This window comes from Streptomyces sp. NBC_00433 (genome assembly GCA_036015235.1).
Taxonomy (GTDB): domain Bacteria; phylum Actinomycetota; class Actinomycetes; order Streptomycetales; family Streptomycetaceae; genus Actinacidiphila.
This window is the reverse complement of record CP107926.1, coordinates 2,909,076-2,924,590: the sequence shown is the minus strand read 5'-3', so window position 1 is coordinate 2,924,590 and position 15,515 is coordinate 2,909,076. Positions and strand designations below refer to the sequence as shown.

The window sequence follows — 15,515 nt, the reverse complement described above, 5'->3', positions numbered from 1 at the left end:
GAGGACACCCCATGCCCAAGTTCGACGTCGGCCCCATCCGCGACCTCGGCAACCAGTGGATCAACACCGGCGAGAGGCTCCTTGAGTACCTCGCGACGATGCACGGCGCCGTCGGGGCGATGGGTGCCGGGTGGACCGGCAAGGCCGGCCGCGCGGCACAGCTGGTCTGGGACGGGCACGGCGAGGCGGAAGCACCGTTCAACGTCTGGAACTCCCTCTGGCAGGCGGCCACGGTCGCGGTCGAGATCGGCCGGGCGATCCTCAGCTACGCGGACGAGTTGCAGAAGGCGATCAAGGAGATCGAGCGCAACCACCTGATCGAAGCCCTCGCGACGATCTTCGGTACGGCCCTCGGGATCGCCTCGTTCGGAGTCGCCGGCATCCTGGGCGAGATGGCCACGGCGGTCGGCGAGATCGTCGCGAGCGTCGTGGCCGGCATCTCCAGGATCGCCAGTGCGGCCGGAGCGCTGGGGCGGGTCGCCGCGTTCAGTGCCGACGCGGCGATCAACGCGGCGATGACGCTGGGCACCGACGTGGTCTCCCAGATCATGGCGTCCGCCGCCGCCCACGGGCCTTTGGACATCGACTGGAAGGGCGAGGGCCTCAACATCGGTCTGGGCGTGTGGGCCGGCGCGGGGATGGGAGGTGTGGAGGCGCATCTCACGAACCCCCACATCAGCTCCGGCGCGGGACTGCCGCACGTCTCGGACGTCAACACCCCCACACCGACCACGGTGCACACGGACCTTCCGAATGTGGGCGGCACCGTCCATGTCGATCTCCCCAACGTCACGCACCTCGCGCCGTTCCCCACGAACTCGGTGATCGAGACGAACAACGCGCTGCCGCTGCACGCCGGTGCCACCGACCCGGTCACCGGCTCACCGCGGACGGGAATCGGCAGTGCGGGCGCGAACGTGCCGCTGCCGGGCGACGTGCGGACCCTTCACGGCGGCCCCGAAGGGGCCCCCGGCGGCACGGCACGGCCCGGCACCGGGCCCGGCCTCACCCCGCCGGCCACCCCCGGCCGGGAGGTCGCACACGGGGCCGGCACGCCGCCGCACCTCGTCAGGGACGACGCGCCCCCGGTGGCCTCGACGCCGCACGCGAACCTCGACGCGCCGCCGCGCAGCACCGTCGACGCTCCCGGTAACGCGGCCGTGAAACCCTCCGCCCCGCGCGACAACCCTCCCGGGGGCAGGGACGCCACCACCGGCGACGGGGTACGGGACGTGCTCGCGCCCGGTCTGGCGGGCGGTGGCGGGGTGCGGGACGTGCTCGCGCCCGGCGGCGCCGCGCCGCATTCCGGTGGGGGCGTCCGCGAGAACGTCCCCGGTGAGGGTGCGCCCTTGCAGGGCGGCCCGAGGGACGTGCTCGCGCCCGGTCCGGCGGGCGGCGGTGGCGGGGTGCGGGACGTGGTCCCGCCCGGCGGCGCCGCGTCGCATTCCGGTGGGGGCGTCCGCGAGAACGTCCCCGGTGAGGGTGCGCCCACGCAGGGCGGCCCGAGGGACGTGCTCGCGCCCGGTCCGGCGGGCGGCGGTGGCGGGGTGCGGGACGTGGTCCCGCCCGGCGGCGCCGCGCCGCACTCCGGTGGGGGCGTCCCGCACCCGGCCGGCGGCGGCCGCACCACGGCGGCGGCCGACCACGGTCCCGAGGCCACGTACGAGGCGGGTTCCGACGCGGGGCGCGGCAGCGCGGGGCCGGCCGGCGCCGGGACACGTTCGAACGTCGAGCAGTTGCCGGCCGACGCGCGCACCCTCGTGCACGACGCCGGTACAGGCGGCCCGGCACGGCAAGGCGGCCCGGACGTGTCCGGTGGCGGCCGTACGGCGACCCCGGTGACGACCCGCGGCCCGCATGATCTCGCCCCCGGCGCCGGCGGCAACCGCGGCACAGGCGACCCCTCGTACGTGGCACCGGCCGAGAAGCCGCCCGGCGGCACCGCTCGCCGGGACGACACGGGCGCCCAGGACGACCACCGCCCGAGGCCGGCCGACCCCGTGCCGCACTCCGCGACCTCGGCGCACTCCGAGCCGGTCGACGGCGTCGCCCTGGCCGCGAACTCCCTCGCGTCCCACGCGTCCGCCGTCCCGGTCGTCAGGCAGCACGACGCCGGCTCCGGCCCCGGCGTGCGGCCCGGCGAGGCCGCCCCCGCGGACGCCGGCCGCCAGGGCCACGGTGCCGACGCCGTGGAGGGGACGACCGTGCACGGACCCGGCAGCGGCCACGAAGGCCCCTCCGGCCCCGGCGGCACGCCCGCGCACGACGCGGGAGCGGCAGGCACCGGCGGCCCGCACGCCCGCGACGACCTCGCGGGCGGCGGGAGCGGCACGCCCGGCCACGGGCAGCCCACTCCCGAGGAGGCCGCCAGGCACTCGGAATGGAACACCTTCAAGCACGAGCAGACCGAGCGGCACCTGCCGGTCGTCGACGCGGAAGGACGCCTGGAGACCCGCGCGGGAGAGCTCGACGAAGCGTGGCAGCAGGGGTACGACACGTTCACGGCGATCGGGGACGGGTCGCAACTGCCGGCGGACGGGTTGGCGGTGAGGAACGCCCGCCACAACTGGCGCCAGGACATCACCCGCGAATTCCGGGCCGAGGTTGACCGGTCGGGGCACGTGACGACGGACGCCTTCCACCGCATCGTCGCGGACGCCAAGGCGAACGCGTACAAATACCTCGTCCGCGCCGACCAGGCCGAGCGCCTCGCCGGCCACTTCAAGGAGCAGATCGCCGCCTACAAGGCGAACCGCTTCGGCTACGGCGAGGACCTGCCGCAGTTCGACGGGCTGTCCTCCCGCTACGTCTTCGACTCCCGGCTCAACACCTACGTGAAGAGCGACGGGAAGCTGTACGGGTACCCGGAGGACGCTGACCACAACGGGCCCGTCGCCAGGCTCAAGGATGGCGCCGACGGTTCGAGCCCCGACGACTTCACCTTCGTCTCCCCGTCGGACTCCGAATCGCCGGTCGACTACTTCCGCGACAGGTCGCACGACTTCAACCCGGTCGAGCACCTCTTCATCGGCAAAGCCGAGGACCTGAACACGGTCCTCGACGGGTTCATGCGCGACCCGGGCGCGACGGGCATGCCGGACGAGGCCACCCAGAGCCACATCGACGCGGTCAAGGACAGCGTGTTCGGCGGCATCCGGGACATCGGGGAGAGGGAACACGACATCCGTGTCACGGGCGGGAAGGTCGCCGACGACATCCTCCGGGTCAACTCCGAGGGCCCCGGCGCGGCCGGCGAATCCGTCCTGAACCGGGTGCGCCAGGAATTCCTGCGCGACCTGCGCACCGACCACGAACTCGTCTTCCGCAACGGCCGCACCCCGGGAGCTGAAGAGCTGTGGCAGATGGCCGCGACTCGTGCCGTCGACCAGGTCCCCGGCCGTATCGCGCGGGAGAGGTACGTCGAGTCCAGGCTGCCGGAGGAGACCGCGCACGCTGACGACGTCCTCTCGGGCCTGGGCGCGGACGCCCTTGACCGGCTCGGCGAGGGCGGGCGGCAGCGGGTGCTCGGGGAGTACCTGAACAACGTGCGGGACGCCGCCGGCCACCACTTCGACCTGGTGTCGGACACCACAGGGAAGCCGGGGAGCAGTCCGGCGGGACCGTGGGCCGACCTGCGCGACCGCGTACGGTCCACCCTGGACGACACCATCCGCCACGAGGCCGACCTCCAGGACGTGGTGGCCGACGCCGCGCGGTCCTTCCACCACGTTGTGGGGCATCCCGACAGCATCGAGTCCTCCCAGCTCCACGACGACACCCTCGGCCGGCTGGGCAGCGACTTCCGCACAGAGCGCGTGACCAGGTACGACGAGCTGTTCGCGCCGGAGGGACACCGCACGGACACCTGGCTGGCGCACGAGTCGCGCAACGGCGACTCCTTCACGGCCAATCTCGACGACCTGCGGAACAACTGGTTCCACGAAGGCGACTTCGGCGGCCGCGGCAACGACCCCGGCGCGTCGGGCGCCGTCGTCCACGGTGACAAGGGCAGTGCGGTGCGTGACGCCTTCGGCCGCCGGAACGACGGGGGCGCCCGCACCCCCGCTCCGGAGCCGGACGACGCCGGTCCGCCGCTGCCGGTGCGGGACGGGGAAGGCGCGACGCAGGATGCCGGATCGACGGCGGTGCCCCGGGACACCGTGGGGGAGCAGGAGCATCCGACGGTCACGCCGAGCCGCGACACCGCCGGCCACCAGGAGCAGCTGACGGTCACGCCGAGCCGGGACACCGTGGGGGAGCAGGAGCAGCTGACGGTCACGCCGAGCCGGGACACCGTGGGGGAGCAGGAGCAGCTCACGGTCACGCCGAGCCGGGACACCGCCGGCCACCAGGAGCAGCTGACGGTCACGCCGAGCCGCGAGACCGCCGCCCACCAGGAGCAGCTCACCGTCACCCGCGCGCCCCAGGAGCACAGGGGATCGACGTCCCTCGGCGGCCGGCAGGAAACGCCGACCCTGGCCCAGGAGGTCAACCAGAGGCTGCGGGGCCATGACCGTGCGACCCCCCAGGAGGTCGAGGACGCCCTCCACGAGGTCCTGGCGCAGACCCCGCAGCTGCCGCAGGGCATGAGGGCCGTGGCAGTCGCCGCGCACCTGAACCGCAGCGCGGGCGAACTGGCGAGCGCCGCCAACCGCCTGCTGGTGGACCACGCGAACGTGTACGTCGGGGGCCCCGAGATCCAGTCGGCCCACCGGGAACTGGGCGAGGCGTTCGGGGACGACTTCCGGCAGCTGAGCCTGGAGACGCGAGCCGGCGCGGTGGCGGCCCGGGTGATGGACAACCGGGCACTGCTCAGCGCGGTCAACACGCGCGTGCAGTCCGCCGGTTACGCCAGCGACGAGCATGTGGCCCACGTCCGGCAGCAGTTGACCCAGGAGTTCGGGAACGGCTTCCAGCACGTCGACCTCGACCTGCGGGCCGACGTCGTCGCCGACCGCGTGGCGTGGCAGTTGGAGATGGCCCACCGGGTCAACAGCTGGCTGCGCCCCACCGGTCTGTCGTTCACGTACCAGGACGTCAGCCAGGCGCACGCGTATCTGACGCAGCGGTACGGCAGTCCGTTCACGTCCCTGCGGCAGGCCGAGCAGGCGGAGGCCGTCGCCACGAAGATCGTGCGGTCGCGGCCCGCGCTGCTTGAGGCGCACCGCGAGTTCGTGGACGGCTCCTCCGCCGAGCATCTGTTCGCGGACCGGAACCGCGGCACCGGTACGAAGGGAAAGGGGCGGGAGCTCTCCCCGCTCCACGAGGAGCCGGACAGCGGTGCCGCCTTCCACGAGGAAGCGGAGGACGTCCCGCGGGAGCAGGCCTTCCACGAGGCCGTCGACGAGGCCATCAGGGACGAGCCGGTGCTGCACGGGCTGACCCGCGAGGAGGTCGCGGAGGCCTTCCACATCCACCAGCGCGCCGATCCCCCGGCGCAGGCCATCGGTCACGACCCGAGGGCCGTGGCGCAGCGGCAGCGGCGTGTGAACGATCTGGGCCACATCGCCAGGGCCTTGCGCGAGGGCGGGGCAGCGGCGGCGGAACAGGCGGCCAGGGATCTCGTCACGGCGGGCGGACGGTCGGGCGCTTTCGCCGGCATGCGCGGGAGGGCGGCGGATCTGTCCGTGCCGTCCGACGTCCAGGCGAACGCCACCACCGGTACCTCCGACACTTCGCAGGCCGCTCCCCTGGCCGGTCACGAGGAGCCCGAGGCGCTGCTGGTCTCGGACCCCCGGACGTTCCTTCAGGGGAACGTGCTGTCGATGGACATGGAGGGTGGCCTGGAGCTCCACGCGAGCGGCCTCGACGCGCTGGGCCGGGACCGGTTCATGAGGGCGCTCGACGTGATGCCGGGCCTGCCGGAGCACCGCTTCGTGCTGGTGCGGCGGGGCGCGGACACGACCGGGAAGCCGGTGTACGTACTGGCGCCGGCGGCCGAGTGGTATGTGCGGCGCTACGGGGCCGAGCGTTTCGGGATCGGGCAGGGGACGCGCCTTCCCGAGGTCCGGGCGGAGAGCGGGTACGTCAATGCCGCGTTCGTCCCGTATCTCACGCGCGGCTCGGCCGACTACGCGCGGCGGGTCGGGCATGCCGAGGTGCCGCGTCACCCCGGGGTGTCCGAACCCCGTCTGGTGGTGACGCCGACGATGAACGGGTGTGCGTACGCGGTCACCCCGCACACCGATCCGGCTCGGGTCACGGTGTGGCACTACCAGTCGCCGGACTCGAACATGCCGCACCCGGTGGGCTTCCGGCGGGAACAGCGGCCGGTGGACTGGTTCGGCGCGGGCGAGTACGCCGGTGCCGTGCCGCAGGGCAGCCTGTTCGAGGTCGCCAACCTGATGTGGTACGGCAGGGACGGGTGGGAGTTCGTCAGCCAGGAGAACCGCACCGGCTCCGAGGAGAAGACCGTGACGCTGGCGGCCGTCCGCGGCCGTCCGGCCGTGATGACGCGGGGCGGCGAGCTGGGGCACGTGGTCCGGGCGTACCAGAACCTGGCGCGCAGCGAGCTGCGTGACTGGGATCTGCCGCAGTTCATGCGGCGGATCGGCGAGGTCTCGCCGGCGGGGCGGGACGCCGCGGGGCTGCGGGGCGTGTTCGACCGGATCGAGCGGCACATCGGCGGCGAGATCGACCAGCTGGGGCGGGTCGCCGACCTCGACGGGCTGCGTTCGCTCGCCGACACCTTCAGGGCCGGACGTGCCGCCCTCGGGAGCAGCCTGGAGGCGCTGATCGCGCAGGCAGGCGCGGACGCGTCGCACTCGGCCGGCACGACTGCGGCGAGAGACGCCGTGGCGGCGCGACGCGGACTGGCCGAGGAGATGGTGGACCAGTTCGTCAACCGGCCGGCGAAGGACTGGATCGACCAGCTGCGTGCCGAGTCGGCCCCGCAGCACCCGCGCACGATGGCGGCGGTGTACGCGGTGAAGGCGCGTGAGGAGCTGGGCAGGAACGGTTCCTCCGTCAACGTGGCGATCCGCAGGATCCGGGACGCCAAGCCCACGGGCCGTACGCAGGAGTATCTGCACGGCATCGTCGAAAGGGTCCGCGAGGAGATCACCGACGAGATCGGGCAGCTCGGCCGGGTCACCGACCTCGCCGGCCTGGGGAGGCTCCCCGACACTTTCCAGGGGCGGCGCGATCACCTGTCCTTCTGGGAGACCGCGCGGTTCGGAGTGGCGATCCAGGGCTGGCCGTCCAAGGACCGCCTGCAGGCGGAGAAGTTCATGCAGCCGGTCCGGGATCTGCTGGACGCCCTGGCCAAGCCGCGTATGGAGGACTGGCTGGGGGGCCTGCGGCAGGAGGCCGCGGCGCTTGAGGACGGCAGCGCCTGGCAGCGGCTGCCGCGCACCGACCAGCAGCAGGTGGGGCGGCTCGTCGGCGAGCGCCTGCCGGCCGGCAGCCGGGACGGCTTCTTCGACCTGCGGGTGCAGCAGGCCTACGACGCGCTGGACGAGACAGCCAGGGCGCTGCCGCTGCCGGACCGGGCCCGCATGCTGGCCGACACCCTGGGCGACGGGGTGCGGCTCGACGAGGTGGACGACTTCTTCGTCCGTTCGGTGAACACCCGGCTGACCTCCTTGAGCCGGGACCACGTGTCGCCCGAGCGGGTGCGTGAGACCTACCAGGAACTGGCCGACAGCCGCGCGGTGACGTTCACCCGGGGCAGCAGCGTGAGCCGGCAGGACGCGATCGCCCAGCACCTCGCCGGGCAGCGCCGCACCGCCGACATCGGTGGAGCGCACCAGCCCGGCGAGTCCTCCACGGCGACCCGAACGCGGCGGCGGCGCCCGTTCCCGGCGTCGGTGCCCGAGGCGTCGACCTCGCTCCCGCCGCTCGAACTGTCCGCGCGGATCGAGCGGGCCGTCGCCAGGACCCCGCGGCTGGCCACGATCGGCCAGGACATCAGCGAGCGCCGGCCCGCGCGGCTCGACCGCGACCTGCCGCCGGCGTCGCTGACCGCCGTGCCCGTGCGCTTCAGCGACGAGGCGCAGCTGCCCCTCTACATGGCCGGCGGGGTGGGCTCGCGGATACCCGGACTGCCGCAGGACGTCGCACGCCGTTCGTTCAGCTTCGGCCAGAGCGAGCCCGCGCTGCACGGCGCCGACCAGGTCGTCCGGGAACTCGGCAGCCGGCTGGGGCAGTCGGCGAGCACCCGGCCGGTGCCCTCCCGAGGGGACGGCCCCGGGCTGCTGGAGCAGGTGACCCGCGCCTTGAGCGACGACCCGCAGGGGTTCTTCGGCGACGGCAGGACGTTCGTCTACCAGGCGGCGGACGGGAAGTCGCGGACGCTGGAGGCGACCGCACGCCCGTACGGGCGGTGGCAGCGGTTCACCTTCGGCTACGGCAAGCCGGTCAAGATCGACACGATGCAGCGGTCCGCGGTGACCAGCGGCCAGGTCAAGGTCAACGGGGACTCCTTCTCGCTGGGCTCCACGGTGCCCCTCGGGCCCGTCAGCAACGCCGTCACACCGTTCGGACGGCTCTCTGTGCAGGCCTCCTTCGGGAAGCAGGCGCGGTATTCCCTGCAGAACCAGGTGATGAACCAGACCGAGACCCGCACCTCCGACGACTCGCACGAGCACCTCGACGACGTCTGGTACGAGTTCTCGGTCAAGGACCGCGCGGGCCACCCCGTCGACAGCACGGGGAGCAGAGTCGCCGAGGGGGCCGCGGCCCGGCGGCCGGTGGCCTTCGGCTTCGCGGTGCGCGACGGGCTCGCGGTGCGGCTCGCCGACTCCGTGACCTCGTCGAAGCCGCTGCAGGAGGCGCTGCCGCAGCGGATGACGCTGGGCCGCAACGCGCACTTCCGGATGGTGAACACCGAGGCGTACGGGCCGGTCAGCCACATCCGGGAGTGGGTGCTCCGGCAGGCCGCGGTGCCGGCGGACAGCATGGCCGCCTCCCAGATCGGCGACTTCTTCTCCACTGAGGGCTTCCACCGGATGAGCCGCACGCTGAACACCGGGAGGGTGTTCACCCCGCAGTTGGCGGGCGGCCCGTCCGGCACCGACCCGCTCGGGGTGTTCACGGTGACGGTCGAATCCGGTGACGCGGTCCTGATCAACGAGACCAAGGCCGCGGAGCTGCGTGACACCGCACAGGCCACCGTCCGCACCGAGCGGACGATGAGCAGCTCCACCAGCGCCGAGGTCGGCGCGACGGCCGGCCCCGGATTCCACCTGTTCGGCCTGGCGGACGGCGCGTTCGACCTGCGCCTGCTGGCCGGGCTCAGCGCCCGCTACGGCGCCACCCGTACCCGCGGAACGGTCTTCGGCGGTTCCGGGGCTGTCAAGGCCGCCGCCCAGGCCAAGGGCGCCCTCACCGGCCTGTATCTGGTGCAGAAGACGGTCACCGTCACGGCGCCCCCCGCCGCCGGGGGCGCGCTGACCGGCCCCCGCACCGAGACGTTCCAGACGTGGGCCGTGGAGCGCCTGACCGGCACCGAAGCCCGCCGCCTGGCCGGCGAGCCGGGCGTCGACACGCCACCGGCACAGGAGCCGGCGGCGCCGCCGTACCTGAGCGCCGACGAACCGCCGACGCTGGGGATGAGCCGGGTGGAGGAGTTCACCTTCGCCGACGGGAACATCACCCGGGTCGTCGGCGGCCGGCCGGTGACGTTCCCCGAGCATTTCGCCGACGAGGTGCTGAGGCAGATCGACCGGGTCTACCCGAACACCGTCGCCCCGCTGGACCAGCTCGACCCGAAGAACTCCCGGTGGCGCGGCACCGGTCACTTCGAGACCGTGCTGTCCAACACGCTGGAAGTGCTCAACTCGCTGTCGTACCAGAGCATGGCGTCGAGCCTGGGGACGATGATGACCACGGGCATGCGGATCGGGCTGACCGAGTCGACGGGCCTGTCGCGCGGGCACCGCTACGTGTGGGTGGACGCCAGGCTGACCGGGCGGCGCTACGAGGGCACGCAGGAGGACCTGCGGCTGCGGTACAGCGCGCCGGGCAGCGAGAACCTGACGGGACAGCAGGGCGGCGCCACCGCCGTGCAGGTCGGTGTCGAGGGCCTGGTGTCGGTGCGTGACGCGGCGAGGGACGACATCGGCAGGCCGGTGCAGGCCGGAACCGTGTCCCTGGGCGGCAGGGTCGGCCGGCGCACGGCGACGGAGAGCGGCTACGGCTCGGTCGCCACGCACGAGGCCCTGTCGATCGGCAACGGCGGCTCGCACCTGTACAGCTACACCGTCAGCCTCGAAGCCAGGCGCGGCGGCTTCTGGCGCTTCCGCCGCTGGATGCGCGGCCTGCCCTTCCTGCCGCTGCTGGGCACCCAGCCGTTCGTGTTCCCCGAGCAGGAGTCCACACTGCTCGCCCACCCGGACCCCGCCACCCAGCGGAACGCGGCGGGTCTGGGCCGGGTGGTGCTGAGCATCCCGGTCGAGCACACGCCCGCCGGCACCGTGGCCACGCCCGCGCAGCCGGCGCGGACGGAGGCCATGACCGACCGGGACGCCCGGCATCTGGCGCTGGGGACGGGGGAGTCGCTGGCGGATGCCGCGGGCAGGGCACCCTCCCCGCTCGCGGAGCACCCCCACCTGACGGTCTCCGTGCGATCCGACCGGCAGCTGACCGGCGCGGTGAAGGCGACGTTGGACGAGGCGTCGGGCTCCTCGTGGCTGCTGACGCAGACGGGCGCCCCGGCGCACGACGCGGCGATGCGCATCTTCGATCCCGGGCACCTGACCGCCAACTTCGACCAGACCTCGGCGGCGACGGGCTGGCGGGCGCCGGGACTGTGGTCCACGGCGCCGTATCTCAACCGGTCCGCGGTGCTCGTCCACCGGACCGGCATCCCGGCCGGCATGACCGCCCTGACCAAGGCGGTGAAGGTGGACACCGAGACCACCGTCGGCGGTGTCACGCCGTCCGCCGGCCGCAACACCAGGACGTACACGCTGTTCTTCGGCGGTCAGCTGGGGTACCAGAGGTCCCACCCCGTGGGGCAGGGGGTCACCGGCACCTACGCCCTGGTGGCCAGCCCGTACCGCCGCGACGTCACGCGCTCGCGGACGGTCCTGCGGACGGCCGTCGCGGAGATCAACCGCAAGGACACCGGCCGCCAGGTCCTGGTGACCGCACCCGTGCGCCACGAGGTCGCCGTCGCCTCGGAACGGGCCGGCGCGTGGGCGCACGGCTGGAGTCACGCTCCCCGATGGATGGCCGCCGCGTCAGGGCGCACGGTCCTGCTCCCCGACGGCTGGGTGGGCCACGTTCCGGAGAAGAGCGCCCACCGGCTCGGCCTGCTGGCGGACTCCTTCGGCGAGGTGCCGCTGTACGACGGGCGCACCTGGTCGCCGCTGCCCTGGCTGCGGGAGCAGCCGTTCGGCAGCTGGCCGGTCAACTCGCTCAACACGGCGGACGCGCTGCGGGAGTTCGAGGAGAGGCTCCGCCCGCTGGGGCTCTCGCAGGAGGACCGTGAGCAGCTCCACCGGCTGGTGTCGGATCGTGTCGTGCGCGCCATCGCCAAGGAGATGGCGAGTACGGGAGCCTCGGTCCCGGCGCGCGTCGGGCGCTGGGGCTCGCAGTCCGCCCAGCTGTGGCTCGGGCACCGCCAGGTGAAGCTCCGGGCCGAACTGGTCCCCGTGCGGGACTCCGGCGCGAACTTCCGGGGACTGGGCCACAGCGTCGAGCTGGAGGAGCACCGGCAGGCGGCGGAGACCGTCCAGGACAGCGGCACCCGGGCCACGGGCGCGGCTCTGGGATTCCAGACGTCCGAAGGCGCGCACACCCACGACCCGGTGGCAAGGTCCGCGGGACCGACGTACACCCAGGCGGGTTCGTCGGTGCAGTCGACGGCGCAGACCCGGTCCGAGGGCAGCGTCCGGATCTCGACGGCGACCACCACGCAGGCGCACGGCGAGTACGCCACGGAGTACGAGCTCCGGCTGGCGTTGGAGATCACCGACACCAGGCCCGCCGATCCGGTCCCGGCCGGCCCGCGCACCGTCGTGGACCGCCTGACGGGGCAGGCGGGCCTGTGGACGCGCAAGTGGACCGGGCGGCGGCAGCACTCGATCGACGTCCGGCGGAACGCGGGCCGGCTCATCGAGCACTACCCGCTCAGCCTGATGCGCCCCGGCCCGTCGGATCAGCAGGGCCGGCTCGACCTGCCGGCGACGCAGCTGCTCACGCGGAGCACCGCGCCCCGGCGGGTCCCCGTACCGCGGTCGGTGGGGGCAGGCGGCCGGTACGACGTCGCGTCCTGGGCCGCCCGCGGGGGAGTCGAGCCGTTCGAGCTGCCCGCCGAGGGCTTCACCGTCCGCAGCGTCGTCGGGCTCGACCGGCTCCACACCGCGAACACCGTGGCTCTGGGCACCGCGTACGGCTCGTCCCTGTCGGCGCGCGAGGGGGACGCCGCCGACGAGGACCTGCTGGCGGAGGTCAGGAACACACCGCTGACCCGCTCCGGCACCGGCGCCGCGCAGAGCCTGGAGGACGGCACCTCCAACAGCGCGCTGGCGGCCTTCTACGAGCAGACCCTGACGCCGGACGGCTACCAGGTGGTCGGGCTGACCGAACGCGGCTTCTTCGGCGCGGCCGACGGGACTCTCGCCCTCCACTCCCGGCCCGATCTGGCCGGAGCGCAACTGCTGGCCGTCGCCGACGGGATGAAGTTCGAGGCGCCCCGGCGGGACGCGCGAGGCAGCAGCTCTTCCGCGTCCCGTGTCGGCGCGTCGGAGAACTCGCTGCACGGCGGACCGACCACGTCCACGGTGACCGGTACGAACCAGTTCGGCAGCGCGTCCGCCGGTCACGAGACGGACTTCGTGATCTCGGGCAGCGCCGCCGAGCAGCTCGGCTCGGTGAACGTCAAACCCAACGCGGGACGGTCGTTCCTGTTCGCCATCCCCACGACCTGGCTGAGCGTGGCCCACGTCCACCGCCACAAGGGAGCGGACACCGCGGTCGCCTTCTTCCGGAGCCCCTTCGGCGATCCGCGGCGCGGACCGCAGGCGTGGGAGACCGAGACGACCGTGCTGGCCTGGGTGCGCGAGGACGTGGCCCGCCGGCTGGACCTCATCGACGACGCCAACTTCCCCGCGGACGTGGCCGAGTCCTGGGACGCGGTCACCAAGGCGGACAAGGAGTGGACCGGCGCCGACAAGAAGTACTGGGATCTGCGCCGCGGTGACGGGGCGAAGCGGGAAGCCGCCCTGGCCGCGGCCGAATCCGACCTGACCGCCCTGACCACCGCGCCCGGCCCCGACCTGCGGGCGGCCCAGGAGGCGCTCACCGCCCTCGAACAGGAGGCCGGGTCCGCGGAAGCCGATCACGGAGGCTGGGAGGAGGTCCAGGCCGAGCGGATCGAGGCCGCGCGGACGCGGCTGGCGCAGGCGCGGCGGTTCCAGGACCGGCTCGACGCCGCCCGCGCCGTGCGGGACGGCGCGCAGGCGCGGCTGGCGGAATTCCGCACCGAACTGCGGGCCCACCAGGACTACGCGGAGGCGCTCGCCGACGAGCTCGCACGTGTGCGTGAGGGCGCCGACCGGCTGACCGCCTGGTACCAGCACCAGGCCGTCCCCGCCGGCAGCCGGCTCACGCCCCGGCCGGACAGGGTGACCTTCGCGCCGCCGAAGGCCCCGAAGGCCGAGTCGACGAAGCCCGAGGTCAAGAAGCAGGGGTCGACGAAGCCCGAGGTCAAGAAGCAGGGGTCGACGAAGCCCGAGGTCAAGAAGCAGGAGTCGACGACGCCCGAGGTCAAGAAGACCGGGGCCGCGCTGCGGACGGTCGGGCAGCAGGGCCCGGACGTGAGTCCGGCGTTCGCCCGGCCGCCGTGGCAGTACGAGGGCGGCCCCGACCAGGACCTCCGGCACTTCGACGCCGCCGCGGACCACCGCACCCTGACCGCCACCGACCCGGACGGGCGCGAGTGGGTCCTGGACCTGCACCGGCCCGACGTCGACGGGAACGGCTTCTACGCGGCCGTCCAGCACGCCGGCGACGGCCGTGCCGGCGACCCGGCCGGCCTGGCGGCGCGGGTCGCCCACAGCCCGGACCTGCCGGCCGGTGTCCTGCTCGATCCGCGAGCGGTCTTCCACACCCGCGAGCTGGACACCCGGCTCGGGCAGGGGTTCCGCGACGACGCCGCCCTGCACGACCGGATCACGGCGGACGGCGGGCGGCTGCCCGAAGCGCTGCGCACCCGTCTCACCGCGGAGCAGCGGCGGAGTCTCGTCAGGCTGAACCTGCGGACGTCGCGACGCTGGGACGCGGAGACGGAGCGACTGGCCGCCGGTCTGACGGCGCGGGCCCTGCGCGTGGACCTGACCGTCGTCGATGAGGACGGCTCCTACCGCTACTACACCGGGGCGGACGCCGAGACCGCCGGCCCCCTCCCCCAGGCGGTCGTCTACCGCCGCGGGGACGCCTACCTGGCCGCCCGCCCGCGGCAGGGCGCCGTCCTTCCCCCACCGCCCACGCCGCTCACGCGGACGGGAGCGCTTCCGAAGCCCCCGGCCCTGAGCGGTCGCGCGAGGTTCCTGACGGGCGGGCAGCGGGACCTCCCGCCGGTCGAGGAGGAGGCCGTGGTGCCGGGCGGGGCCGAACTCCGCGCCGGGGAAGGGAGGGTGGCAGGCGCGGGAACGCGGACCGGGACGGTCACGGCTGAGGAGGCGAGCCCCTCCGAGGTCCTGCCGGCGGACCTGCTCGACCCGGCCCGGTTCCGCGAGCACAGCACCGACCCCGGGGCGTCCGACCTGCGGTCGCTCTCACGGGTGGCGGACCTCGACCGGTTGCTGGGCGACTACCAGCGGATCGCCGAGCACGACCACGTGCGGCGGGCCGACGCTCTCGACCGCTTGGCGGACCGGGCACGCGCCTACGTGACCACCACGAGGAACGAGTTCCGCAGGCGTGCCGTGCGGGACCTGGCGGAGCAGGCCGGGTCGCGGGCCGACGTGTACCGGGGGGTGGCCGGGACGCGGGAGACGCCCGCCGCGACCCTGGGCTCCGTGCCGGAGGCGGTGCCCGAGCTCGTGGCGGATTCCGCACCGGCGGGTCGACTCCGCTACCGGGAGCGCGTCGGGCTCGCCAAGCGCGTGTGGGGCGAGCCGGTGGACGACGCCGTGGCGCGGCTGGAGCGCCTGCTGCTGGAGGCCGGTCCCGGCGCCCGGTCGCTGGTGATGGGCGCTGTGCCGGGCGAGCCGCTGTGGGCCATGAACGTCGGCGGCACGATCCGCTGGCTCGACCACGGGACGGCCGGGCTGACGCGGGCCCCGCGGTCCCCCGAGCAGGCTTCGCAGCGGGACTCCACTCAGGACTCCACGCGGGACTCGGCGCGGGACTCCACTCAGGACTCCGCGCCGTCGAAGGCCGTGTCCATCGATCTCGACCCGCGCGCCCGGCTGATCAATGCGCCGCAGCGGTTGCTCGACGCCGGCGACGACGCGTCCCGCTTCTGCGAGCTCACCTTGGGGGCGGACCTGAAACACGTCGTGTGACGGCCGTCCTCCCCGGGACGGCGGCGGGGCCGCGGTACGGTTCTCCGGCGTTCCGCGGCC

General features: G+C 73.9%; 1 protein-coding gene. It reads left to right on the top strand.

The features are described 5' to 3' along the window. Positions 1–11 precede the first annotated feature (11 nt). Positions 12–15,455 (top strand): hypothetical protein, encoded by a 15,444-nt coding sequence (locus OG900_12040; protein ID WUH90753.1) that lies wholly within the window; start codon positions 12–14, stop codon positions 15,453–15,455. Positions 15,456–15,515: the final 60 nt, after the last annotated feature.